Origin of the sequence: Flavobacterium sp. DG1-102-2, assembly GCF_033042555.1 — a bacterium.
Lineage (GTDB): Bacteria > Bacteroidota > Bacteroidia > Flavobacteriales > Flavobacteriaceae > Flavobacterium.
Genome location: NZ_JAWLIK010000015.1, coordinates 16,147 through 42,514, shown reverse-complemented (window position 1 = coordinate 42,514; position 26,368 = coordinate 16,147). Strand labels below are relative to the sequence as shown.

Here is a 26,368-nt window from a genome sequence, read left to right as displayed (position 1 = left end):
TAAGAAAATATTTTGTAGGTTTACAATATCATCTAGATAATTAAAAAAAACAATTTTAATTATTAAACTAAAATGCTATGATCACTAGAATTGAAGTAAATGGATTTAAGTCACTATCACAATTTGAACTTAATTTAAATAAGGGTTTAAACATATTAGTTGGTCCAAATGGATGTGGAAAAACTAATATAATTTTATTTTTTGAATTCCTATCCAAAATAACTTCTAATCAAATTGGATATGCGGTAAGTAGTATTGGAGGAGCAGGTAGTATTTTTAAAAAAATTGGTTTTGAAGATTATGATAAAAATATTGATTTTAAAATTTTTGGAAGTAAAAAGATCAGTACCAAAAAATATGTTACATACGAGTATGGAGCTAAAATCACTACATCTTTTGAAAAGGATAATATTTTTTATTCGAATCAGTCAATACGCTTAAAAACTGGAACAAAATTTTGGTCATCACCAAAAGACAAACTATATCCATCGAAATGGGATTTTGATATTGACATTTTTTACGTAGACAACACTATAGATGTAACATTAAATTCTATCAATAAAAGTAAATTTAGAGAGAGTTATTTTTATGAAGAAGACAAAGAAAAATCTTTCGAAGATACTATAGTTAATAGTTTAAAGCGAAGTAATCCAATATATAAAAACATTATTACAAGTCTTTTCCCTATAATTGAACAATACAGTCTTTTAATACAATCTGATTTGATTGGGGGAGAAACTTTTAATATAGTTCCCACAAAAGTCAAAGATCAAGAAGATGCTTCTACACCACCTGGAATTAAAAAAGATGGATCAGGCTTGGCAACGACTTTATATGCAATGAAAAAAGGTAAACCAAAAGAGACAAATATTTGGCCACGATTTTTTTATTTCTATGAAAAAGAAGAAAAAACCTTTGACCCAACTACTTTAAAACAAATTATATCATATTTAAAACTGGCAAACAATACAATAGTAGATTTAGATGTAAAAAATGATCCCTTTGACAATAAGTTAATGGTGAAAATTTATATCAAAACTGGTTCATATGATGCTGTATTGCCTCTCTCTGCAATGTCTGATGGAACAATTAAGTGGTTAGCTTTGATTACAGCAATTTTAACTTCAAAAACAATATTTTCAATTGAAGAACCTGAAAATTTTCTACACCCTTGGATGCAAGCTGAAATTGCAAGCATAATGAGAAACCATATCACAGACAAAAACGATGAATCATTTGTTATTATGACTACCCATAGTGAATCATTACTTAATTATTCCCAACCAAATGAAATAATTCTTATAAGTTTAGAAGATGGTAACACAAGAGCTAAAAGGATAAAAGAAATTTCAATTATAGAAGAAGAAATTTCGAATTCTGGGTATGGACTTGGGCATTTTTATTTTTCAAACGCATTACAAAATGAGTAATCCTGCATTCATAGTTGATGGTTTCACTGAGAAGAATGTACTATCAAAAATTTGTCCTGGTAGACCCGTGAGTAGAACAGATTTAAATGGTAAAGCTGTTACTATACCAGCAATAGCAAATAAAATTTATAGTTTAATCAAAATTTTCAACAATAAATATTATCCCATTATCATACTAATTGACAGAGAAAATCGTCAAGAAGATTGTGATACGATACGTTTACAATTAGAAAATGAATTAAACAAAAAAGGCTTAAACAATCAAGATATCAGAATTAATGTTGCAGACCGAATGTTTGAAAATTGGATTGTGGCTGACTGGAATGTTTTAAACAGCGTAAATCCAAAACCAGCAAATACCGATGGATGCAATGGAGCAAGTCTTATAAAAAAGGAGTTAGGATCTTTTCACAAAACTACAGATGGAGTAGAATTATTCGTTAAAGCTAATCAAAAAGAAATGTATTTAAATTCACCCAGCTTTAAAGCATTTGTGGACAAAAGCAATAATATAAATTGTGATTACCTTAATTTCTAACTAAATAATTAAAATTAATCAAAAATCAAAAAAAACACTCTTTTGAGTGGGTTTTGTATTTATTAAGGCTGTCCTATAGATCAGAAACTCAAAACAATTAAATCTGATAGTATCATATGATACTATCATCTCACGACAAAACATAAAAAAACCCACTCGAAAGAGTGGGTTTTGTATTTATTAAGCCTGTCCCGCAGGACCGAAACTCAAAGGAATAGAGGGCTGCTCCGTGTCGCTTATCGGGCCGTGTGTGGCTTCAAAGCGGTGGATATTCTCCCCTAGTGCCTTCAGCAGCCTTTTAGCATGCTGGGGCGTTAATACAATGCGTGACTTCACTTTTGCCTTAGGCGTACCCGGCATAATGCTCACGAAATCTACAACAAACTCAGAGGCTGAATGGTTGATGATAGCAAGGTTACTGTAAGTTCCCTCCGCTGTTTTTTCATCCAGTTCAATCTGTATCTGTCCCTGTTGATTATTTTGATCGCTCATTGTATTAGTAGTTATATTCCTCCTTAGGAGTTAATAGCTCATTGTATTCATCTTTAGAACCTACGATTGTGTTATCGTAATCCCTCATACCTGTACCTGCAGGTATTCTGTGACCAACGATTACATTCTCTTTAAGTCCTTCAAGTCCGTCAACTTTACCAGCTACTGCTGCTTCGTTAAGTACTTTTGTGGTTTCCTGGAACGATGCCGCAGAAATGAACGATTTAGTTTGAAGCGACGCCCTTGTGATACCCTGAAGTACCGGTGTAGCAGTTGCAGGAACTACATCTCTTGCTACAACAAGGTTTTGGTCGTTACGTTTAAGTAATGAATTCTCATCCCTTAAATCACGTGGTGTCACGATCTGACCTGCTTTCAGGTTTTCTGAGTCACCAGCGTCTTCAACAACTTTCATTCCGTATAGTTTGTCGTTCTCCACAATAAAGTCAGACGTGTGTATAAGCTGATCTTCAAGGAAAAGGGTATCACCCGGATCCTGAACTCTTACTTTACGCATCATCTGGCGGATTACAACCTCAAAGTGTTTGTCATTGATCTTAACACCCTGAAGACGGTAAACCTCCTGGATCTCGTTCACTAAGTACTGCTGTACAGCAGATGGGCCTTGTATCCTAAGGATATCCTCAGGAGTAATAGCACCGTCTGATAACGGAAGACCTGCTTTAACGTAGTCATTTTCCTGAACAAGGATCTGATTAGAAAGTTTCACAAGATACTTTTTAATTTCACCAAATTTAGACTCGATCACGATCTCACGGTTACCCCTTTTGATCTTACCGAAAGAAACAACTCCATCAATTTCAGAAACCACAGCAGGGTTAGAAGGGTTACGCGCTTCAAGAAGCTCAGTAATCCTTGGAAGACCTCCGGTGATATCGCCCGCTTTAGATGAACGCCTTGGTATTTTAACAAGGATCTTACCAGCTTTAATCTTCTCACCGTTGTCAACCATAAGGTGGGCTCCAACAGGTAAGTTGTAAGAACGGATAAGCTCATTGTCTTTACCATATATCAATAAGGTTGGGATTAATTTCTTATTCCTTGCCTCAGAGATAACTTTTTCCTGGAATCCGGTCTGCTCATCGATTTCAACCATGAACGATTGTCCCTGCTCAATATCTTCGTAAGCAATTTTACCCGTAAACTCAGAGATGATAACCCCATTATAAGGGTCCCATTTACATATTACAGTTCCTTTGTCAACTACTTCTCCGTCTTTAACGTAGATGCTTGAACCGTAAGGAATATTGTGTGTATTTAAAAGTATTCCGGTATTCTCGTCAACTAATTTCAACTCTGTAGAACGAGATACCACGATATCTGTTTCGTTTCCGTCAGTATCTTCACCTTTAACCGTCTTAAGGTCTTCGATTTCAAGTCTACCTTTAAATTTAGTAACGATGCTTGATTCTTCAGAGATACCACCCGCAACACCACCAACGTGGAATGTACGAAGTGTAAGCTGAGTACCAGGCTCACCAATAGACTGTGCAGCAATTACACCTACAGCCTCACCTCTTTGTGTCATCTTACCTGTAGCAAGGTTACGACCGTAACACTTAGCACAAATACCTTTTGTAGCTTCACAAGTCAATGGAGAACGCACTTCTACTCTCTCGATTGGCGCTGCGTTGATAGCTTTCACTTCAGCTTCCGTAATTTGAACACCTGCGTGAACAAGAACTTCGCTTGTAAGTGGGTTGATAACATCCTGAAGTGCAACACGGCCTAAGATACGTTCACCAAGAGATTCAACGATCTCTTCGTTTTTCTTAAGTGCCGAAACTTCAATACCCCTTAACGTACCACAGTCAACAGAGTTTACGATTACGTCCTGAGAAACGTCGTGCAGCCTCCTTGTAAGGTAACCGGCATCGGCCGTTTTAAGGGCCGTATCCGCAAGACCTTTACGTGCACCGTGAGTAGAAATGAAGTACTCAAGGATCGATAGACCTTCTTTAAAGTTAGAAAGGATCGGGTTCTCGATAATCTCACCACCACCGGCAGTAGATTTTTTAGGCTTAGCCATAAGACCACGCATACCTGTAAGCTGACGAATCTGTTCTTTAGAACCCCTCGCTCCAGAGTCAAGCATCATGTACACAGAGTTGAATCCTTGCTGATCCTCTCTAATGTTTTTCATGGCAAGCTCAGTAAGCAATGCATTCGTAGAAGTCCATACGTCAATTACCTGGTTGTAACGCTCGTTATTGGTAATAAGACCCATGTTATAGTTAACAGAGATAGCATCTACCTGCTCATTAGCATCAGCTATAAGCTCCTGCTTCCTTGGAGGGATGATGATATCACCTAAACTGAATGACAAACCACCTTTGAAAGCGAATTTGTAACCCATGTCTTTCATATTGTCAAGGAAAGCAGCTGTCGTAGGTACATCAGTAACACTTAAAATATCACCAATAATATCCCTAAGCGACTTTTTAGTAAGGATCTCATTGATGTATCCTGCCGCTTCCGGCACTACCTCGTTGAATAACACCCTACCTGCTGTCGTCTGGATGATCTTGTAAACAAGTTCTCCGTTTTCGTTGAAATCTTTAGCACGAATTCTAACACGTGCATTAAGCTCAAGCCTTCCTTCGTTTAATGCGATGTGTACCTCTTCTGCCGAGTAAAAAGTAAGGCCTTCACCTAAAATTTTCTTTTCCGGAGTAGAAAGACGTTCTTTGGTCATGTAGTACAGACCAAGTACCATGTCCTGAGAAGGTACCGTGATAGGTGCACCATTTGCAGGGTTAAGGATATTGTGAGAAGCAAGCATTAATAACTGTGCTTCAAGAATAGCCTCCGGCCCTAACGGTAAGTGAACCGCCATCTGGTCACCATCAAAATCCGCATTAAATGCCGTACATACCAATGGGTGAAGCTGGATTGCTTTTCCTTCAATAAGTTTCGGCTGGAATGCCTGTATACCTAGTCTGTGAAGAGTAGGGGCCCTGTTAAGCAGTACCGGGTGTCCTTTAATTACGTTTTCAAGGATATCCCAAACTACAGGCTCTTTTTTGTCGATTATCTTTTTAGCAGACTTAACTGTTTTTACGATTCCACGCTCAATCAGTTTCCTGATAACAAATGGTTTGTAAAGCTCAGCAGCCATATCTTTAGGAAGACCACACTCAAAAAGTTTCATTTCAGGCCCAACAACAATTACCGAACGTGCAGAATAGTCAACACGTTTACCAAGAAGGTTTTGACGGAAACGTCCCTGTTTACCTTTTAATGAATCAGAAAGAGATTTAAGCGGCCTGTTAGATTCTGTTTTAACAGCAGATGCCTTTCTTGTATTATCAAATAACGAGTCAACAGATTCCTGAAGCATACGTTTTTCGTTACGAAGGATCACCTCAGGAGCTTTAATTTCCATTAACCTCTTAAGACGGTTGTTACGGATAATTACCCTGCGGTAAAGGTCATTTAAATCTGATGTTGCAAAACGTCCACCATCAAGTGGCACCAATGGGCGAAGCTCCGGCGGAATAACAGGTATAACTTTAAGGATCATCCACTCTGGGCGGTTCTCCCTGTTAAGGTTAGACTCACGGAATGATTCTACAACCTGAAGCCTTTTAAGGGCTTCTGTTTTACGCTGTTTAGACGTTTCTGTATTAGCGCTGTGGCGTAACTGGTACGAAAGCTCGTTAAGGTCAATCCTTGCAAGCAGGTCCATGATACACTCTGCACCCATCTTAGCGATAAACTTATTAGGGTCTGTATCGTCTAAGTATTGGTTTTCCATCGGAAGGGTATCCAGAATGTTCAGGTACTCTTCTTCAGTAAGGAAATCAAGTCTGTTAAGGGTTTCTCCATCGGGTCCTTTAGCAATACCTGTCTGAATAACCACATACCTTTCATAGTATATGATCATGTCTAATTTCTTAGACGGAAGGCCAAGTATATAACCAATTTTGTTAGGAAGCGAACGGAAATACCATATGTGAGCAATAGGCACTACAAGGTTGATGTGCCCTACCCTGTCACGGCGTACTTTCTTCTCGGTAACTTCAACACCACATCTGTCACAAACGATCCCTTTGTAACGAATCCTTTTATATTTACCACAAGCACATTCAAAATCCTTTACAGGACCAAAGATACGCTCGCAGAAAAGACCGTCTCTCTCTGGTTTGTGAGTACGGTAGTTAATAGTTTCCGGCTTAAGAACTTCACCCCTTGATTCAGCCAGTATAGACTCTGGCGAAGCAAGGCCTATAGAAATCTGGTTAAATCTTTTAATGGTATTTTTATCTTTTAATCTCGTCATGATATGTAATCTATCAATTTATTAAAAAAGTATAGAAGGGAATGGCACAGAGTACCATTCCCATAGAAATTTATTCTTCTAATCTGATGTCAAGTCCAAGACCCTTAAGCTCATGCATCAATACATTGAACGATTCAGGTAATCCTGGTTCCGGCATAGTTTCACCCTTAACGATAGCTTCGTAAGTTTTAGCTCTACCAATAACGTCATCCGATTTAACAGTCAGTATCTCCCTTAGGGTACTTGATGCACCATAAGCTTCAAGAGCCCAAACCTCCATCTCTCCAAAACGCTGACCACCAAATTGCGCTTTACCTCCAAGAGGCTGCTGCGTGATAAGCGAGTATGGACCGATAGAACGTGCGTGCATCTTGTCATCAACCATGTGCCCCAGTTTAAGCATATAAATAACACCTACTGTAGCCGGCTGGTGGAAACGTTCTCCTGTTCCTCCATCATAAAGGTAAGTATGTCCAAATCTTGGAATACCTGCTTCATCAGTAAGCTCGTTGATCTGGTCAAGAGAAGCACCGTCAAAAATAGGAGTAGCAAATTTCTTTCCTAAATTCATACCTGCCCATCCAAGAACCGTTTCATAGATCTGACCAATGTTCATACGAGATGGTACACCCAGCGGGTTAAGAACGATATCAACCGGAGTACCATCCTCAAGGAACGGCATATCTTCGTGACGTACAATCTTAGCCACAATACCTTTGTTACCGTGACGTCCCGCCATCTTATCACCTACTTTAAGCTTACGTTTCTTAGCGATGTAAACTTTTGCAAGTTTTAAGATACCTGACGGAAGTTCGTCACCCACAGTAATTGTGAATTTCTCTCTTCTTAAAGCACCCTGAAGGTCATTCAGCTTAATCTTGTAGTTGTGGATAAGGTCGTTAACCATTGCATTGGTTTCGTCATCCGTAGTCCACTGCCCTTTTGTTAAGTGAGCGAAATCTTCAACAGCATAAAGCATTTTCTGAGTGTATTTCTTACCTTTCGGTAATACTTCCTCACCCAGATCATTCATAACTCCCTGAGAAGTTTTTCCATTAACAACATTGAATAACTTGTCAATCAACCTGTCTTTAAGCTCTGTGAACTTAACTTCAAAATCCATTTCAAGTTTTCCTAAATCGTCTTTATCTTTTGTACGCTTACGCTTATCTTTAACGGCACGCGCAAATAGTTTTTTATCAAGTACAACACCATGTAATGACGGAGAAGCTTTTAGCGAAGCATCTTTCACATCACCGGCTTTGTCTCCAAAGATAGCGCGAAGAAGTTTCTCTTCCGGTGTTGGGTCAGACTCTCCTTTTGGAGTAATCTTACCGATAAGGATATCGCCAGGCTTAACCTCGGCACCAATCCTGATCATACCGTTTTCGTCAAGATCTTTAGTAGCTTCCTCACTTACGTTAGGGATATCATTAGTTAACTCTTCGTTACCTAATTTAGTGTCCCTTACCTCAAGAGAGTAGTCATCTACGTGAATAGACGTAAAGATATCGTCACGAACTACTTTTTCAGAAATAACGATCGCATCCTCAAAGTTGTAACCTTTCCAAGGCATGAACGCCACTTTAAGGTTACGCCCAAGAGCAAGTTCACCGTTTTGTGTAGCATAACCTTCACAAAGAACCTGGCCCAGTTTTACCCTGTCACCTTTTCTTACGATAGGCTTAAGGTTAATGCTTGTGCTTTGGTTGGTTTTCCTGAACTTGATAAGCTGATATGTTTTCTCATCCGGATCAAAGCTTACGCTTCTTTCACGGTCAGTTCTGTCATATTTAATTGTAATCTCGTTAGCATCTACATACTCAACAGTACCATTGCCTTCTGCATTGATAAGTACCCTTGAGTCAGAAGCTACCTGGCGCTCCAATCCTGTACCCACAATTGGGGCTTCCGGACGTAAAAGAGGAACCGCCTGGCGCATCATGTTAGATCCCATCAGCGCACGGTTCGCATCATCATGCTCAAGGAACGGAATCAGCGAAGCCGAGATAGAAGCGATCTGGTTAGGAGCAACGTCTGTATAATGAACAACAGTTGGGTCTACAACCGGGAAGTCACCTTCCTCACGTGCAATAACCTTATCTGCAGTAATTTTACCAGCAGCATCCATTTCAATGTTCGCCTGAGCGATCATTTTACCTTCTTCTTCTTCAGCGCTTAAGTATTTTGGCTCAGACACAAGATCCACCACACCGTCAGTAACCTTACGGTAAGGAGTCTCGATGAATCCCATTCCGTTAACCTTAGCGTATACACCAAGAGACGAAATAAGACCAATGTTTGGACCCTCAGGAGTTTCAATAGGACAAAGACGACCATAATGTGTATAGTGAACATCTCGCACCTCAAATCCTGCTCTTTCCCTTGATAAACCACCTGGTCCAAGTGCCGATAACCTCCTTTTGTGGGTAATCTCTGCAAGTGGATTCGTTTGGTCCATGAACTGAGAAAGCTGGTTAGTACCAAAGAAAGAGTTGATTACCGACGACAATGTTTTAGCATTGATAAGGTCGATAGGTGTAAACACCTCGTTATCCCTAACGTTCATACGCTCCCTGATGGTTCTGGCCATACGAGCCAAACCAACACCAAATTGAGCCGAAAGCTGTTCACCTACTGTACGTACACGACGGTTAGATAAGTGGTCAATATCGTCAATCTCCGCTTTAGAGTTGATAAGCTCAATAAGGTACTTAACTATCGTAATGATATCCTCTTTGGTAAGCACCTGCTTATCCATCGGAATATCAAGATTAAGTTTTTTGTTCATTCTGTAACGACCTACTTCACCTAAGTTATAACGTTGGTCAGAGAAGAACAATTTATCTATAATGCCACGAGCTGTTTCCTCATCAGGTGGTTCTGCGTTACGCAGCTGACGGTAAATATGCTCTACAGCTTCTTTTTCTGAATTAGTTGGGTCTTTCTGTAAAGTATTGTGGATGATAGCATAATCTGCCTGATTATTATCATCTTTATGAAGCAGTATCGTCTTTACATTAGAGTCAATGATTTCCTCAACATTATCTTTGTCGATGATAGTATCACGATCTAATATAATTTCGTTACGCTCAATAGAAACCACCTCACCTGTATCCTCATCCACGAAATCTTCGTGCCAAGTATTCAATACACGTGCAGCAAGCCTTCTACCGATATACTTTTTAAGACCTGTTTTTGAAACCTTGATTTCTTCAGCAAGGTCAAATATTTCAAGGATATCTTTATCCCTTTCAAAACCAATAGCCCTGAATAATGTAGTAACAGGTAATTTTTTCTTCCTGTCAATATAAGCATACATGACACTGTTAATGTCAGTCGCGAATTCTATCCATGAACCTTTGAAAGGAATTACCCTTGCAGAGTATAATTTTGTTCCGTTTGCGTGGAATGACTGGCCAAAGAAAACTCCGGGAGACCTGTGAAGCTGTGATACAACAACACGCTCTGCACCATTGATAACAAAGGTACCGCTTGGTGTCATGTATGGGATAGTACCCAGGTAAACATCCTGTACAATTGTTTCAAAATCTTCATGCTCAGGGTCAGTACAATATAGCTTTAGCCTAGCTTTTAAAGGCACGCTGTATGTAAGCCCCCTGTCTATACATTCTTCAATTGTATAACGTGGCGGATCTACAAAGTAATCAAGGAACTCCAATACAAACTGATTTCTTGTATCAGTAATCGGAAAGTTTTCCATGAAGGTGTTATAAAGACCTTCGTTGCCTCTTTCATCTGATTTGGTTTCAAGCTGGAAAAAATCTTTAAAAGATTTTACCTGAATGTCAAGGAAGTCCGGGTAATCAGGGATGTTTTTTGTTGAGGCAAAATTTAATCTTTCAGTCTGATTTGTTATCATCAATGGACAAAATTTTGATTAAAATAATTTAGTAAAAAAACGTATAAAATGTTATTATACGAAAAATGGTTTAGGCCTTTGAGAGTACTTCTCAAGGCCTAAACCTGGGTTTTGTAACTTATGTAAGCTTATTTAAGCTCAACAACAGCTCCAGCTTCTTCTAAAGCTTTCTTAAGACCTTCAGCCTCTTCTTTAGAGATACCTTCTTTTACGTTAGCAGGAGCAGCATCTACAAGATCTTTAGCTTCTTTAAGTCCTAAACCTGTAAGTTCTTTTACAGCTTTAACAACACCTAATTTAGAAGCACCAGCATCTTTAAGAACTACTGTAAACTCTGATTGCTCTTCAGCAACTGGAGCATCTCCACCAGCAGCAGGACCAGCAACTACTGCAGCAGCAGCAGGCTCAATTCCATACTCATCTTTTAATATTGTAGCTAGTTCGTTAACTTCTTTAACAGTTAGGTTAACTAGTTGTTCTGCGAATTGTTTCAAATCTGCCATTTTTTCTATCGTTTTAAATAGTTTGTAATATATAATTTATAAAGTGCGTTCTGCGCGGATTACCTGATTATTTCTCAGATAATGTTTTAACAAGTCCTGCGATAGTATTACCACCCGATTTAAGAGCAGAAATAACATTTTTAGCAGGAGACTGAAGAAGACCGATGATCTCTCCAACAACCTCTTCTTTAGATTTAAGTGCTACAAGGGTGTCAAGCTGGTTGTCACCGATGAATACAGCCTCATGGATGTAAGCACCTTTAAGAACTGGTTTATCAGATTTCTTACGGAATTCTTTGATGATCTTAGCAGGAGCGTTTCCGTTCTCTGCGATCATTATAGAAGTGCTTCCTTTAAGGATAGATGGTAATTCACCATAGTTGTTATCAAGGCTAGCCATTGCTTTTTCAAGCAGGGTATTCTTAACAACTTCAAGTTTTATACCTGCTTTAAAGCACGCTCTTCTTAAGTTTGAAGTATTTTCTGCATTAAGTCCTGAAATATCTGCTACATAAACAACGTTTGTACCAGCCAACTGTGCAGTTAGTTCTTCAATAACTCTTGATTTTTCTTCTTTGGTCATAATAAAACTTTTTAACTACCAATTATACTGCTTTAGGATCTAAAGCGATAGCAGGGCTCATAGTAGAAGAGATATGGATACTCTTAATGTATGTACCTTTAGCTGCAGTTGGTTTCAATTTGATTAATGTTTGAATGATCTCGTGAGCGTTCTCAGTTATCTTGTCAGCATCAAAAGAGATTCTTCCGATTCCTGCGTGAACGATACCGGTTTTATCAACTTTAAAGTCAATTTTACCAGCTTTAACTTCAGTAACAGCTTTACCTACTTCCATAGTAACAGTTCCTGTTTTAGGGTTTGGCATAAGTCCGCGTGGACCTAAGATTCTACCTAAAGGACCTAATTTACCCATAACTGCAGGCATAGTGATGATAACATCAACATCTGTCCATCCGTCTTTAATTTTCTGAAGGTAATCATCTAAACCTACGAAGTCTGCACCTGCAGCTTTAGCTTCAGCTTCTTTATCAGGAGTAACAAGAGCAAGAACTCTTACATCTTTACCTGTACCATGAGGAAGTGTTACAACACCCCTTACCATTTGATTCGCTTTTCTTGGATCTACACCCAGACGTACTGCGATATCAACAGACTCATCAAATTTTGCAGTAGCAACTGTTTTGATTAATGCAGAAGCATCTTTCAATGAATACAGCTTGTTCTTCTCAATTTTTGAAGCAGCCTCTTTTTGTTTTTTTGTCAATTTTGCCATTTCTTCTTTTTCTTTAGATTAAAAAGGAGCTGTTCCTGATACTGTTATACCCATAGACCTCGCTGTTCCGGCAATCATACTCATAGCTTTCTCAATAGTGAAAGCATTTAAGTCAGCCATTTTGTCTTCAGCAATAGCCCTGATTTGATCCCAGGTAACGCTAGCTACTTTTTTTCGGTTAGGCTCACCAGAACCTCCTTTAAGTTTAGCAGCGTCCAATAATTGGATAGCAGCCGGTGGCGTTTTAACAACAAACTCGAAAGACTTGTCTTTATACACAGTAATCTGTACTGGTAAAACTTTGCCTGGTTTATCCTGAGTCCTGGCATTAAACTGCTTACAGAACTCCATGATGTTAACTCCAGCAGCCCCCAAAGCAGGTCCAACCGGTGGCGACGGGTTCGCAGCACCTCCCTTAACTTGTAGTTTAACTACTTTACTAATTTCTTTAGCCATTTCTTTAAAAAAATTTAGCACATCTTCATTGGAAGCGAATGATGTGATTTATAATAAGTGTAACAAAAATTATACTTTTTCAACTTGCATGAAGCTAAGTTCAAGCGGCGTCTTTCTTCCAAAGATTTTCACCATAACTTCAAGCTTACGCTTTTCTTCATTAACTTTTTCAACTGTACCGTTAAAACCGTTAAAAGGCCCATCAATAACTTTAATCGTTTCACCTACAGTAAATGGTATAGAAACGTTATCAGTCTTAACAGACAATTCATCTACTTTACCCAGCATCCTGTTAACTTCAGAAAGACGTAAAGGAACAGCATCACCGCCTTTAGTCTCACCCAGAAAACCGATAACACCGGTAATAGATTTAATAATATGTGGTATCTCTCCGGTTAAGTTAGCTTCAACCATTACATAACCAGGAAAATAAACTCTGTCTTTACTGATCTTTTTTCCGTCACGCACCTGAACCACCTTTTCAGTAGGCACAAGAACCTGAGAGATGTAATCAGCCATCCCTAGTCTATTGATTTCTGTTTCTATGTAGTTTTTAACTTTATTTTCCTGACCGCTTACCGCTCTAACCACATACCACTTTTTGACATTGTTATCAGTCATTGCAATAAAATTAATTTTTTAGAAACTTATATACATTTGCTACAAGAACCTCAAAGCCCTTATCAATACCAAAAGTAACCAAGGCAAATAATACCGAAAACACAGCAACAATAATAGTTAGGCGCTGTATCTCTGCCCATTCCGGCCATGTTACATTTGTTTTTAACTCAGTAAATGCTTCTGATATGTAATTAGTAACGTTTGCCATTGTATTTCGTTTTTTGCACGGGCGGAGGGATTCGAACCCCCATCAACGGTTTTGGAGACCGCTATTCTACCCTTGAACTACGCCCGTTTGTTAAAAACAGTCCGAAACCGGAGTTCCGGACTGTTTTATAATATTTAGTAAACTACTATAGGATCTCAGTTACCTGACCTGCACCTACTGTACGACCACCTTCACGGATAGCGAAACGTAGACCTACACTTAGAGCGATTGGGCTAAGAAGCGTTACCTCGATAGTAAGGTTATCTCCTGGCATTACCATCTCTACACCAGCTGGAAGAGTGATAGTACCTGTTACATCTGTAGTTCTTACATAGAACTGTGGACGGTAGTTATTATGGAATGGAGTGTGACGTCCACCTTCTTCTTTTTTAAGGATATAAACCTCTGCATTGAAATGCGCGTGTGGCTTAACAGATCCTGGCTTAATGATAACCATACCTCTTTTGATATCAGCTTTATCGATACCACGTAGAAGTAAACCTACGTTATCTCCAGCTTCACCTCTATCAAGGATTTTACGGAACATCTCAACACCAGTGATTGTAGAAGTAAGCTTTTCAGCACCCATACCAATGATTTCAACTGCATCACCTGTATTAGCAACACCAGTTTCGATACGACCTGTAGCAACAGTTCCACGACCAGTAATTGTAAATACGTCTTCAACAGGCATAAGGAATGGTTTTTCAACATCACGTACCGGCATTTCGATCCATGTATCAACAGCTTCCATAAGAGCAAGAACTGTATCAACCCACTGAGGCTCACCGTTAAGTGCACCAAGAGCAGAACCTTGGATAACTGGTCCATTATCACCATCATACTGATAGAAAGACAATAGATCTCTGATTTCCATTTCAACTAGCTCAAGAAGCTCAGCATCATCAACCATATCTACTTTGTTCATGAATACAACCATTCTTGGAACACCTACCTGGCGACCTAGAAGGATGTGCTCACGAGTTTGTGGCATTGGACCATCTGTTGCAGCAACTACAAGGATAGCACCATCCATCTGAGCAGCACCAGTAACCATGTTTTTCACGTAATCCGCGTGACCTGGACAGTCAACGTGAGCGTAGTGACGGTTAGCTGTAGCATACTCTACGTGAGAAGTATTAATTGTAATACCTCTTTCTTTTTCTTCAGGAGCGTTATCAATTTGATCAAATGATTTCGCTTCAGAAAAACCTGCATCTGATAATACTTTAGTAATAGCAGCAGTCAAAGTTGTTTTACCGTGGTCAACGTGTCCGATTGTACCTATGTTAAGGTGCGGCTTTGACCTATCAAAAGTTTCCTTTGCCATGATTTAATAATTTAATCTTAGTTATATAATTAGTGTTCAAATTCTTCTAAACTAGAGCCAATGACGGGAATTGAACCCGTGACCTCTTCCTTACCAAGGAAGCACTCTACCCCTGAGCTACACCGGCAGACATTAAGCTCGCGCTTTTTTTTGTGGGGAGAGAAGGATTCGAACCTTCGAAGGTTTCCCAACGGATTTACAGTCCGTCCTCGTTGGCCGCTTGAGTATCTCCCCTAACCTTAATTTTCAGTTGCTTTTTCAAAAAACACAAGGACAACTACCACTCTTTTTCAAGACAACACCCTCATCTTCAACCGAATCAGATCTTACTTAATCAAAAACAATAAAAACCCTTTATTTTGAGCCGATAGAGGGACTCGAACCCACGACCTGCTGATTACAAATCAGCTGCTCTAGCCAGCTGAGCTACACCGGCAACTTACAATAAAAAAGTCCGCTATTTCTAACGGACTGCAAATGTATAGAATTTATTTTTTAATCAAAACATTTTTCAACTTTTTTTTCTCTTTATGATCGTGCTCTGACTTTTTGTTTTCTCTTCATAAGTAAACGCTCCATAGAATCAGCCGCCAACTCAACCGCCTCCTCAAATGTTTTACACTGCTTTTTGACTATAAATTCGTCTCCAGGAACTATAACTTTTATCTCCGCAACCTTATTTTGCTTCTCACTCGTATTATCCAGTTTAAAATAAACATCAGAATTTACAACTTTGTCATAATACTTTTCAAGCCTATTCAACCTGTCCTGAACATAGCCTACCAGTTTCCTGTCAACATTAAAGTTGACTGCATGAACATTTACCTTCATAATCTCAAACTTTTTATTCGTTAAACATTTTTAGGAATTACCACGGCTGCGCGGATGAGAATCACCATACACTTTCTTAAGCTCAGCAAGACTGCTGTGGGTATAAATCTGTGTGGAAGATAAACTCGCATGACCCAGTAACTCCTTTACTGAATTTAAATCAGCCCCATTGTTAAGCAAATGTGTCGCAAATGTATGCCGAAGCACGTGCGGACTCTTTTTTACCTTACCGGAGACAACACTAAAGTAACTATTTATTAATCTATAAACAAACGATTCACTTACTTTATTGCCACGAATATTCAACATTAACACTTCAGGACTTGCAATAAGCTGCAGTTTTCCTCTTTCTAAAAGATATTTACCAAGTAGACCGGCAGTACACTCAAGAAGCGGCAGTATTCGCTCCTTATTACGCTTACCCACTACCTTTAAAGTATTATTTCCCTGATCAAAACTAGTAACCCTTAAACTAATAAGTTCTGCGCGACGTATACCTGTGGTATAAAAAAGCTCAATGATTAACCTGTTGCGTATACCCTCAAAATCTTCAGGGTGATCAAGATCTGCAATAACATCATTGAGCTCCTGTTCAGAAAAAGGCACCTGGACCTTTTTTTCGGTTTTTAAAGATTTGTGCTTTAGCAGCGGATTGGTTATGATCTGCTTTGAACGAAGCAAAAATTTGTAGAATGATTTTAAAGATGAAATTTTCCTGTTAACTGATTTGTTTGAGATACCGGCCTCAACCATAGCTACAATCCAGCTTCGTATCTGACTGTAGTTAACCTCTTCCAGCACAGCTCCCTCATCCCTTTCTTTTAGAAACTGCTCAAAAGCAGCAACATCATCGGTATAGGCGCGAAGCGTAAGCAGGGAATAGTTCTTTTCCTTTATAAGGTAATCAGCGTATGCAAGTTTAGAATCAACCATAAAAAAACCGTTAACAGCAAAGTTATTGAAACTTTTCTGCTAACGGTAATATATTTTAGTTCGTAAGACTAATTAATTCTCCATAGATTCTCTTAATCCCTGAACATAAGCTGCTTTTTGTACTTGAGCTCTTTTTACAACAGAAGGTTTGATGAAAGCCTGACGACTTCTTAGCTGACGTACAACACCAGTCTTATCAAATTTACGTTTGTAACGCTTAAGCGCTCTATCAATATTTTCTCCGTCTTTAATTGGTATAATCAACATAATATAACACCTCCTCTCGTTAAGGGTGCAAACTTATATCTTTTTTTTATACCTGCCAAACGAATTGTGCCTTTTTTATTTCACAGACCAAACAGTATACCCATGAGGCGGTGCTTGTACCTTAACCCATGTATCCGCCTGCGTAACAGGCTCCCATGACGAATTGCCCGTGTAGTCCTTAATCGTTGTGCTTGTCCAGTTTGTATCTACCCATCGCTCCTGCCACAAATCGCTGTTGTTTATATACACGATCAGCCCGGGATTTCCATTTCTTCGGGCAACATATTCATCGTTGTCGGCATAAAGATATGTCGTATTGCCTGAGGCCTTATTATTATGTATCCAGATAAGATTGTTTAACTTATTCTTATCTAACCATTCTTCGTAATCCCTGTAGAAAATGCACGGATATCCTTCATGTGTCAAAATATAGACATACGCCAAAAGCTTATTATTGTAAATTTCATCTGTATCATGGTTGGCTACAAAAGTAACCGCCCTGTAGGCATTCCGCTTTAAGAGCATATCGCCGTTTAGCTGCGTCAGGTCATTATTTCCAAATGCATCGCGCATTTTATAATAGCAGGCAAAATCAAAAGCGCTGGCCTCAGCAGCATTAGACCAGCCTTCAAGCGTAGCTGCGTTGCCATCCCAGTACTCCCCTACTGTAAATCCGCCTACGGCATTTTTAAAATTCTTTACGACCCACGGCTCAAACCCTTTTACAAAATCAAAACGCCAGCCGTCAAAATGCATTACGTTCTTATAATATTTTGCAATGGAATTGGAATTATTATAAAGCCAGTCCTGAACATAAGCTTTATCATGGCACAGATCTGGAAATCCTCCAAAAGAACCTGCATCTGATGCATGAAGGTTATTAGGATGAAAGTCGTTGTAGGAACGTAAAAATAATCCTGAAGCAGGATTAAAAGCCGTCCATGTATTGCCGCCTGTATAAGGATTAGCCTGAGAAGCACCACCACTGTTATGATTAACTACAATATCTGCAATGACGTCGAGATTATTACTGTGGGCTGTGGTAATAAGGGATTGTATTTCTGCAAGAGACCCAAAGCGCGTCTCCACACTTCCCATCTGGTTATAGCTGCCAAAATCATAATAGTCAAAAGGATCGTACCCCATGGAGAATCCCCCGTTTTGTGCTTTTGTAGCCGGTGGCAGCCAAATAGCATCTATACCCGCAGCCGACCACGAAGGCACTTTTGCCTCTACGGTATTCCACCATGTTCCGCCCGAAGGCACATCCCAATAAAATGCCTGCATCATAACTTTAGAACCTGCTGCTTTGCTTTGTACAGCCCTGCCAGGCACAGCAGTAAAATTTGTATCTTCTTTTGACACATCAGCATCATTTGAGCAGCCCCACAGAAGTATTGCAGAAGCCGCAATTGTAAATATGTATTTCATAATTAAAAGGTTTGGTTACTACCTAATTTATAAAAATGAACATAATATTTTACTAACCCGACATCAAAAACAAAACTACAACGTTATAGTGTTGATAAATAAGACGAAAAAAGGGTCTCTGAAAACAGAAACCCTTTTAGCAATATTTATTTTTCAACTATTAGTCTTTCAACAAATTACGTGAAATAACAAGTTTTTGGATTTCAGTAGTTCCCTCTCCAATAGTACACAGTTTAGAATCCCTGTAGAATTTCTCTACCGGATAATCTTTAGTATAACCATAACCTCCGTGAATCTGTACAGCTTCGTTAGAAACCCTTACACACACCTCAGAAGAATACATTTTACCCATAGCGCCGGCAACAGTCATTTTCTTGCCATTGTTTTTAAGGTAAGCTGCTTTATGAAGTAATAGCTCTGAAGCCTCAATCTCAGTTGCCATATCAGCTAGCTTAAAAGCTATACTTTGGAAGTTACTTATAGGCTGGCCAAACTGGTGGCGCTCTTTAGAATATTTAAGGGCGGCTTCATAAGCGCCTTTAGCAATACCTAAAGACAATGCCCCAATAGAAATACGGCCTCCGTCAAGTATTTTCATTGCCTGCATAAAACCATCCCCTACTTCACCAAGGCGGTTAGCATCAGGAATACGGCAATTGTCAAAAATAAGTTCTGCAGTTTCGCTGGCACGCATACCCAGTTTATTTTCTTTTTTGCCGCTGGTAAAGCCCTGCATTCCTTTTTCAAAAACAAAAGCAGTCATTCCTTTAGAATCACCTTTTTCTCCGGTCCTTACAATAACAACAGCTACGTCACCAGATTTAGCATGGGTAATGAAGTTTTTAGCACCATTAACAACCCAATGGTCGCCGTCTTTGACTGCAGTAGTATTCATACCTCCTGCATCAGAACCTGTATTGTGTTCTGTAAGTCCCCAGGCACCAATATGTTCTGCTGTAGCCAGTTTAGGTATCCATTTTTTCTTTTGTTCTTCGTTACCAAAAGTAAGTATGTGATTTGTACAAAGTGAATTGTGAGCCGCAACAGAAAGCCCGATAGACGGATCTACTTTAGATATCTCTTCAACTACTGTAATGTATTCGTGGTAACCAAGTCCCGATCCACCTAATTCTTCAGGAACCAATACACCCATATAACCCATTTCTCCTAATTTCTTGAAAAGATCTACCGGAAAGTGTTGTGTCTCGTCCCATTCCATAATATTCGGACGGATGTGCTGTTCTGCGAAATCCCTGATCGATTGGGCGATCATGTCCTGCGTTTCATTATAATCGAAATTCATTTTGCTTATTTTTTTTAGAATTCCAAATATAAGGCAATTATTTTTTCTTTATCAACAGGAAAACCAGATATTTTTAACAAATCGTTAATTTTCAGCAATTTTCCATTCATACTTCGTTCGGTAATTATGCTTCGGGCTATATCTTTAGTAAAATATGGAAAACGAGACAGTTGCAGTAAAGATGCAGTATTAATATTGATTTTCTGGATATCATCACTATTGCCAATAGTAAATCTCTTTTTAAGCTCATCTCTGGCTTCGGCAGAAATATCTGTAAAGTCGTCCATCTGTGCCATACTTACAAAAGCGCCAAGTGCAGAGCGCCTACGCAAAATAGTTTTTGCATAGTAGGGGCCGACACCGTACACTTTAACGAGGTCTTCTTCTAATGCCTGATTAATATCTGTCAATCTTATATTATGGTCGGCCTCAGCTCTAAACTTTTTGAACACCGGCTTTTCATCAGTATCTTTATAAGATTTTGAATATGATTTTCCTGAAAATTTAAAATAGGGAGTGAGTTTTAAAAGCAGCGTATCATGCACACCCGTCACCTTTTTAAAATCATCCGCAGAGTTAATATACTTGCCTTCCTTACGGTAAGCACTTAATCTGTCAAGTTCCTTCAATGACATACCAAGTAGGTATCCTTTATAATCAGATAAGTAATTTGGATTAAACGGATAAATAGTATCGCGGCTTGAGTGCTTTTTCGCCTTAAGCGCATCAATCTGCGATTGGAGCGAAAGCCATTGCTTATCTTCTTCAGATCTAGTTTTTTCCGACCTAAAATCTATACTCGCGGCAATAAAATATGCTGCCTGAAATAAAACAATAAAGAGAAACAGAGCTATAATGCCTTTTTGCTGGCCTTTTGAAAAACGATAGAAAAACTTTAACGGCTTCATATTGATACAAAACCTTTACAGATCAAAAACAGAACTCCTTTTGGTATAGACCATGTCTTTAAGTCGCAGCCAGAAAGCAAGGGTAAGATAGACGCCAAACCACAACCCAACCGTTACAAAAGATATGTAAATAAAAAACAGCCTAACATTTGTAGCGCGCATCCCAATCCTGTCTGCCAGGCGCTGGGAAACCTCAAATCCGTGTTTTTCAAAAAAGTGGCGTATGTTGGTTACAAAAGACATAATTTGTAGTATTCAGTTTTCAAATGTAGTGGTTTCTTAAACAGATTGTATTGCTGATGCTATTTTTTTAGCAATTCCAGCCCCACTGCACATTGCAGGCAGCGTTTATGAGCACAGTATTCATTTTTTAGCTGCAGCAGCGATTGGGTATCATATGCCGAATTTATTTCCGCTTTAAAGAATTTAAACTTGTCCATTATCGCGTTTTTCTCCGGGGTAATATTCTTAAGCATCTCAACCAGCGACTCAGTATTTTCTTTTCCGATGTGCCTGCCGTAAGCAAACTTGAAAGGAACAATCGTATTCATTACAATAAGATCTATAAATGAATGCGTAAGCGATTTACGCTTTTTAGCACTTTCTTTATCAAAGGTATAATGCATCTGCCAATATTCAGGTACTGCGGCATCGAATAAAGTATAAATATCTTCGATAGAAGCCGCCTCTGTTATCTTCGAAAACAGGTTTTGATGCTTATGGTATAATTGTGCTAACTGGGCAAGCCGTATTGTAGGGAAATTATCGGGCCTGTGCTTAAAGAACTGTAGCGGATCAATATAAACCAGTTCAATGCGGTATTTATGGCATATATAATCGTATCGTCGCTTTAAGTCCTTAAAATATAAATCTTCATGATCAGCCTCTAACAATCCGGCCCTGCCAAAAAATAGAGCTTCTAGATTTTCATATTCAAAGCTCTCACGACGCACTACCGAAAACGGCAGCGACTGTGCAATCGCGTAGAATATTTCTCCATTAGTATTGAGGCCAAAATTCTTTGCAATGAAGTCGAACAGTACAGCTTCCCAATCGTAGCCGGCCGCTTTCGCCAGATTGAGTATTGGCTGCGACTTACGCTCAAGACGTTCAAAAAACAAACGCTCTTTCCAGTTTTCAAAAACAAAGCGATCTATACCGCTTATTTCCTTCTCACAGAAAATCCAGGATTTGGCAGCTACCAGGGCATTATAACTCCCAAGGATATCTTTAGAAACGTAGTGCTTTAATTCTAAAACAGGAATCTCGGTATTATCCTGACGGAATACTTCCGTATCGTGCTCCCACACCACATGAAGTATCACACTGTCGTAAGCCGCATCTCTCTCATGATTATGAATATACCAGTCAGATGATTTTAGATGGATCTCTACATTTCCAGCCCATTTCTGCCCGCCTATAGTAATTTGAGCATTAAAAAAATCGGGGCCGGCCACCTGCAAATACTGCCCTGTATTGAGTATAAACATATCCTGCCCCTGCACTGTCTTCACATTCAGTACATCAAACTTTTTAAACTGCCATACATAGTGGAGAAAATCTTCTTTCATTGATACGAAAATACATAAAAAAAATATTTTACATACTCAATTTTACCTGCCCGTCATGAAGAAGGTATAATTTTGCGCAGGCACGTGCATCCGACAATGCCTCGTGGTGGTTCAGCTGGATGCCATGCCGTTCGCTGCAAGCTTTAAGGTTGGCGGGCTTATAACCTTTTTTTCGGTATATTTTTAACGTGCACTCCCATTGGTCTGCCAGCTCAAGTTCATCATAGTACATGCCATAGTATTTCATTGTCTTGGTCAGCACACTTCGGTCAAAAGCTTCATTATGGGCCACGAGTTTCCTACCTAAAATCCTTTTCCTTATTTCAGGAAACAGATCATCAAAAGCAGGCAGGTTCATAGTTTCAACCGGCTTAATGCCGTGCACCATAATGTTTCTGAACCAGTATTCATTTTCCGGGGGACGGATAAGCGTGTGGTATTCATCTGTGATTATGCCATTTTCAACCGTAACAAGGCCAATAGCACAGGCACTATGCGCATAACCGGTTGCTGTCTCAAAATCTATGGCGGTAAAATTCATAATCGAAAGATATAAAAAAGCCCTCTTTGTTACAGAGGGCTTACATGTTATTTTATTGAGCTGATAATATCGTGTTTGGTTATAATGTGGTGCCTTCCGTCACCGAGGTCAACAAGCACAGCCTGATTATCTTTATTTATAAGCTTTGAAATCTCTTCAATAGAGGTATTTGCTTTAACCACAGGATAAGCCGCGCCCATAATCTCACGGATAGGCTTGTCCGCAATATCTTTATCTTCAACATAACTCCTGAAAAGATCTGTCTCGTCAATAGAACCTACAAATCCGTTTGTATCAATCACAGGGATTTGGGATATCTTATATTTACGAAGGCGCTCAATAGCATGAGAAACAAGTTCTTCGGTACGTACTACTACAAGGGGCTTATATGCATGATCTTTAATAAGGTCTTCTGCCTTGGTTATCTCCTCATCAAGGAAACCACGCTCACGCATCCAGTCGTCATTAAACATCTTACCTACATAACGGCTTCCGCTATCATGGAAAAGAACCACAACTACATCATCCGGTTTAAACTCGTCTTTAAGCTGTAATAAACCTTTAATTGCAGCTCCTGCAGAGTTACCCACAAAAATACCTTCTTCAAGAGCAAGCCTTCTTGTGTATACAGCAGCATCTTTATCAGTTACTTTTGTGAAACCGTTTATAAGAGAGAAATCAACATTCTTAGGTAATATATCTTCTCCGATACCTTCAGTAATGTAAGAGTATATTTCGTTCTCATCAAACACGCCTGTTTCGTGGTATTTTTTAAATACAGATCCATACGTATCTATTCCCCAAATCTTAATATTTGGATTTTTCTCCTTAAGGAATTTTGCAACCCCGGAAATTGTTCCACCTGTTCCTACGCCCACAACAAAGTGAGTAATCTTCCCTTCTGTCTGTTCCCAGATTTCAGGGCCTGTCTGCTCGTAATGCGCAGCTGTGTTAGACATATTATCATATTGGTTGACATACCAGGAATTTGGTGTTTCTTCAGCCAGACGCTTAGAAACAGAATAATAGGAACGCGGATCAGTAGGTTCCACATCGGTGGGGCAAACTACAACCTTAGCGCCTACGGCACGAAGGATATCCATTTTTTCTTTAGACTGCTTATCTGAAATAACACAAATCAATTTGTACCCTTTAACTATTGCACCAAGAGCAAGTCCCATACCTGTATTACCAGAGGTTCCTTCAATGATAGTTCCTCCCGGCTTTAATCTTCCGTCGGCTTCTGCATCTTCAATCATCTTTACGGCCATCCTGTCTTTTACAGAGTTACCGGGATTGAATGTTTCCACTTTTGCCAAAACAAGAGCATCAATATCCTTTGTAAGTTTATTAAGTTTTACCATCGGCGTATTGCCTATGGTTTCAAGTATATTTTTTGCGTATTTCATTTTTATATTTTTTACTCCTTAAATAGCAGATTGCTGCAAAGGTAAATATTGTTGTTGCAATTCTATAATTAAAAAAGTTAAGAGAAGAAATCCCAGATTATTCCGAAACGGATTATAAAATCTTTATAAGGCTGTGTAGGTGTTGTATAATAGTTGTAACCCGTAAAACTAGAATTAAAATGTTCTGCTTTCAAGAACAGCCTGAATTCCTGTATTTTAGCATTAAGGAAAAAATCTATAACAGGATAATTTCCAATCTTCTTATCCTGCTGGATATAAAATTCGCCTATAACCGGGTTGTATTCATTAGCATAATACTTTGTAAAGTACTGGAATGTAATACCCGTTTGAAACATCAACGCCTTTTTAAAGACACGGTCACTATAGTAAATAGTATTTCTTGTTACAAAATTTGGCACGTTCAGGATATGCCCGGTTTGCTGAACGTTTTGATACAGGAAAGTATTGTCTAATGCAAATTTTCCAAATTTAAATTCCCTGCTCACTTTAAGAGACAGATAATTAATTGTATTACCATCCTGGGCTGGCTTTACATAAACTGAATTTATTTCTGTATCCCTTACAGCGGTATCTGTATTCGTTCTGTAAAAATAAAGGTAATCATTTAACACGGTGTACTGAAGCGAGGCGGTAAGCCATTGTGTCTTCGCTTCAAACTCAAAATTATTTATCTTTTCGTTATTGAAGCCCGTTTTAAAGTCAGCAGTCCCTGTTCCCGTAGGCCAGTTATACTCTTTATAGTCACTTTGATATAAGTTAAAATTGTGATTGGGAAGTTTGTTCATATTCTGATAACGCCCTGAAACAACATTTTTCTCATCGAAAGCATATCTTGCGGAAGCATCTATGTTTGCTAGAGACTGACTCGTTATTGAATTTGAAAACAAAACGCTCCCTTTCCATTTATTTTTTTGATAACTATATTTTGCGCCATACGTATCAATCCTGTCGCTAATTGAATTTGGGGTACCTATCTCACCGCTGGAATTTAAAATTATAGTCCTGTAAAAGTAGTTGTATTTAAAATCTTCAAGATAAAACTCTACGGTTCCAATAGTCTCATTAAAGTAAGCAGCACCTACTTTGTTATACATCCTGTTATAACGTGTTTTATTATTCACTGAAGCCGTATATGCTTCGCCGTATCTAATATTGGGTGTAGTAGATGTATATTCAAAAAATTTATTTTCGAAATTAAACTGATGATGAAAAACCAGGCTATTAGGATTATCTTTATTAAGCCTGAAAGTGTGATCTATAAAATAACGGTTCCCTTTAAGTACCGACTGTGCATCTTTCAAATAAACATCAAGTCGTTCACGTTGCGTATATGGCGCCTGACCACTTTCAAAAAATGGAATATTTGTCCTGGTAATACCACCGTTTTCCTGATTGGTAAAATCCTGTCCTGTAAAATGCGCCCGTAACATATAACGCCTATCAGTAGTGTTGTAGCTTGTTATAAACCTAAAATTCCCGTTACTGGAAAGCTGGTTAATATAACGTCCTAAAGACCGAAGCCCTTTATATCCAACGGCAAAGTTTAAATTTTCAGATGTGTTAAAAGTTATAAAAGCGTCAAGCATCTGCCCCTGTTCTGTTACAGATCTGTACATTAAGTCTGTATAAGGAGTAGCGACATTATAGTAGTTGATATCCTCAACCTCCATATAAGCAGAATGTTTTGCCGTGAAACCCATCTCCGGAAAAGGATTAAACTTAGTCAGTCCAAAATCTAACTTGTTATAAGCCTGCCCGTCATTAGAAAGCGCCAACAACCCGAAATTATCTTTTCTAAGATAGTTTACCTCATACTCTTTTTTCAATGTCAACGCTGTATCCACATAAGTCGTATCCCTGTCGAAGGTTATTATCTTATACATGTCTATTGTAGCGATAGTGTCAGCCGCTGTTTTAGCTTCTTTACCACCGTCGTCAGATGAAGATTTTCCCGCTGCGTTACTAGCCGTGGGTCTGCCCTTAGGCCTCGCCTTAGAATTTACCTGTGAAAAAACCATCAGCGGAAATACACATAAAAAAAGAAGAAAATACTTTCTAAGCATTTAGATTTAGGATTTGGGCAAAGGTACTTAA

The 26,368-nt window shown here is 38.9% G+C and carries 23 protein-coding genes and 4 tRNA genes; 2 read left to right on the top strand and 25 right to left on the bottom strand.

Translation table 11 applies throughout. The annotated features are described in order from the left end of the window. Positions 1 to 77: 77 nt before the first annotated feature. Together R1T16_RS17235 and R1T16_RS17230 are read left to right on the top strand one after the other, a co-directional pair. A complete protein-coding gene (locus tag R1T16_RS17235) occupies positions 78 to 1,430 on the top strand; it encodes an ATP-binding protein (protein WP_317502375.1) in 1,353 nt (450 codons plus the stop codon). Further along, on the top strand, positions 1,423 to 1,968 hold the full coding sequence (locus R1T16_RS17230; RefSeq protein ID WP_317502374.1) for a DUF4276 family protein: 546 nt from the start codon (positions 1,423 to 1,425) through the stop codon (positions 1,966 to 1,968). The genes R1T16_RS17235 and R1T16_RS17230 overlap by 8 nt, the downstream gene beginning before the upstream one ends. Positions 1,969 to 2,148: 180 nt before the next feature. Here R1T16_RS17230 and R1T16_RS17225 read toward each other — a convergent pair whose 3' ends face one another. The 25 genes from R1T16_RS17225 to R1T16_RS17105 form a co-directional block, all read right to left on the bottom strand. Beyond that, positions 2,149 to 2,460: a DUF3467 domain-containing protein gene (locus R1T16_RS17225; RefSeq protein ID WP_317502373.1), complete on the bottom strand. Its 312-nt coding sequence runs from the start codon at positions 2,458 to 2,460 to the stop codon at positions 2,149 to 2,151. Positions 2,461 to 2,464: 4 nt separating this feature from the next. Then, entirely contained in the window at positions 2,465 to 6,763 is a 4,299-nt protein-coding gene (gene rpoC, locus R1T16_RS17220) for a DNA-directed RNA polymerase subunit beta' (protein WP_317502372.1), read from the bottom strand. A gap of 70 nt (positions 6,764 to 6,833) precedes the next feature. Beyond that, positions 6,834 to 10,646 (bottom strand): DNA-directed RNA polymerase subunit beta, encoded by a 3,813-nt coding sequence (gene rpoB / locus R1T16_RS17215; RefSeq protein WP_317502371.1) that lies wholly within the window; start codon positions 10,644 to 10,646, stop codon positions 6,834 to 6,836. Between the two features lie 128 nt (positions 10,647 to 10,774). Next, positions 10,775 to 11,149 (bottom strand): 50S ribosomal protein L7/L12, encoded by a 375-nt coding sequence (gene rplL / locus R1T16_RS17210; RefSeq protein WP_317502370.1) that lies wholly within the window; start codon positions 11,147 to 11,149, stop codon positions 10,775 to 10,777. Between the two features lie 67 nt (positions 11,150 to 11,216). Beyond that, complete coding sequence (gene rplJ, locus R1T16_RS17205) at positions 11,217 to 11,732, bottom strand: 50S ribosomal protein L10 (protein WP_317502369.1); 516 nt, start codon at positions 11,730 to 11,732, stop codon at positions 11,217 to 11,219. Positions 11,733 to 11,754: 22 nt separating this feature from the next. Beyond that, a complete protein-coding gene (rplA, locus tag R1T16_RS17200; RefSeq protein ID WP_317502368.1) occupies positions 11,755 to 12,444 on the bottom strand; it encodes a 50S ribosomal protein L1 in 690 nt (229 codons plus the stop codon). An 18-nt stretch (positions 12,445 to 12,462) separates the two neighbouring features. Further along, positions 12,463 to 12,900: a 50S ribosomal protein L11 gene (gene rplK / locus R1T16_RS17195; RefSeq protein WP_317502367.1), complete on the bottom strand. Its 438-nt coding sequence runs from the start codon at positions 12,898 to 12,900 to the stop codon at positions 12,463 to 12,465. A gap of 69 nt (positions 12,901 to 12,969) precedes the next feature. Next, entirely contained in the window at positions 12,970 to 13,521 is a 552-nt protein-coding gene (gene nusG, locus R1T16_RS17190; protein WP_317502366.1) for a transcription termination/antitermination protein NusG, read from the bottom strand. A 10-nt stretch (positions 13,522 to 13,531) separates the two neighbouring features. Then, on the bottom strand, positions 13,532 to 13,729 hold the full coding sequence (gene secE / locus R1T16_RS17185; protein WP_317502365.1) for a preprotein translocase subunit SecE: 198 nt from the start codon (positions 13,727 to 13,729) through the stop codon (positions 13,532 to 13,534). A 16-nt stretch (positions 13,730 to 13,745) separates the two neighbouring features. After that, positions 13,746 to 13,816 (bottom strand) — tRNA-Trp (locus R1T16_RS17180). Between the two features lie 58 nt (positions 13,817 to 13,874). Continuing rightward, the gene (tuf, locus tag R1T16_RS17175) at positions 13,875 to 15,059 is read right to left on the bottom strand and encodes an elongation factor Tu (protein ID WP_057669967.1); all 1,185 of its coding nucleotides are present in this window, start codon (positions 15,057 to 15,059) and stop codon (positions 13,875 to 13,877) included. Positions 15,060 to 15,114: 55 nt separating this feature from the next. Then, a tRNA-Thr gene (locus tag R1T16_RS17170) sits at positions 15,115 to 15,186 on the bottom strand. 26 nt (positions 15,187 to 15,212) lie between these two features. Beyond that, positions 15,213 to 15,293: transfer RNA gene (locus R1T16_RS17165), tRNA-Tyr, on the bottom strand. Between the two features lie 128 nt (positions 15,294 to 15,421). Beyond that, positions 15,422 to 15,495: transfer RNA gene (locus R1T16_RS17160), tRNA-Thr, on the bottom strand. Positions 15,496 to 15,587: 92 nt separating this feature from the next. Beyond that, the gene (gene hpf, locus R1T16_RS17155; RefSeq protein WP_317502364.1) at positions 15,588 to 15,890 is read right to left on the bottom strand and encodes a ribosome hibernation-promoting factor, HPF/YfiA family; all 303 of its coding nucleotides are present in this window, start codon (positions 15,888 to 15,890) and stop codon (positions 15,588 to 15,590) included. Between the two features lie 30 nt (positions 15,891 to 15,920). Further along, on the bottom strand, positions 15,921 to 16,823 hold the full coding sequence (locus tag R1T16_RS17150; RefSeq protein WP_317502363.1) for a tyrosine-type recombinase/integrase: 903 nt from the start codon (positions 16,821 to 16,823) through the stop codon (positions 15,921 to 15,923). 72 nt (positions 16,824 to 16,895) lie between these two features. Beyond that, positions 16,896 to 17,090 (bottom strand): 30S ribosomal protein S21, encoded by a 195-nt coding sequence (rpsU, locus tag R1T16_RS17145; RefSeq protein ID WP_317502362.1) that lies wholly within the window; start codon positions 17,088 to 17,090, stop codon positions 16,896 to 16,898. 75 nt (positions 17,091 to 17,165) lie between these two features. Next, positions 17,166 to 18,521 carry an alpha-amylase gene (locus R1T16_RS17140; RefSeq protein WP_317502361.1) on the bottom strand — a complete coding sequence of 452 codons (1,356 nt, stop codon included), beginning with the start codon at positions 18,519 to 18,521 and terminating at the stop codon, positions 17,166 to 17,168. A gap of 160 nt (positions 18,522 to 18,681) precedes the next feature. Then, on the bottom strand, positions 18,682 to 19,824 hold the full coding sequence (locus tag R1T16_RS17135) for an acyl-CoA dehydrogenase family protein (protein ID WP_317502360.1): 1,143 nt from the start codon (positions 19,822 to 19,824) through the stop codon (positions 18,682 to 18,684). A gap of 14 nt (positions 19,825 to 19,838) precedes the next feature. Next, a complete protein-coding gene (locus R1T16_RS17130; protein WP_317502359.1) occupies positions 19,839 to 20,732 on the bottom strand; it encodes a ComEA family DNA-binding protein in 894 nt (297 codons plus the stop codon). Between the two features lie 15 nt (positions 20,733 to 20,747). Then, the gene (locus tag R1T16_RS17125; RefSeq protein ID WP_317502358.1) at positions 20,748 to 20,975 is read right to left on the bottom strand and encodes a PspC domain-containing protein; all 228 of its coding nucleotides are present in this window, start codon (positions 20,973 to 20,975) and stop codon (positions 20,748 to 20,750) included. Between the two features lie 59 nt (positions 20,976 to 21,034). Then, positions 21,035 to 22,303 (bottom strand): DUF2851 family protein, encoded by a 1,269-nt coding sequence (locus tag R1T16_RS17120; RefSeq protein WP_317502357.1) that lies wholly within the window; start codon positions 22,301 to 22,303, stop codon positions 21,035 to 21,037. Positions 22,304 to 22,331: 28 nt separating this feature from the next. Further along, positions 22,332 to 22,844: a 3'-5' exonuclease gene (locus R1T16_RS17115; protein WP_317502356.1), complete on the bottom strand. Its 513-nt coding sequence runs from the start codon at positions 22,842 to 22,844 to the stop codon at positions 22,332 to 22,334. 47 nt (positions 22,845 to 22,891) lie between these two features. Further along, complete coding sequence (locus R1T16_RS17110) at positions 22,892 to 24,253, bottom strand: pyridoxal-phosphate dependent enzyme (RefSeq protein ID WP_317502355.1); 1,362 nt, start codon at positions 24,251 to 24,253, stop codon at positions 22,892 to 22,894. A 77-nt stretch (positions 24,254 to 24,330) separates the two neighbouring features. Beyond that, the gene (locus R1T16_RS17105) at positions 24,331 to 26,337 is read right to left on the bottom strand and encodes a putative porin (protein ID WP_317502354.1); all 2,007 of its coding nucleotides are present in this window, start codon (positions 26,335 to 26,337) and stop codon (positions 24,331 to 24,333) included. Positions 26,338 to 26,368: the final 31 nt, after the last annotated feature.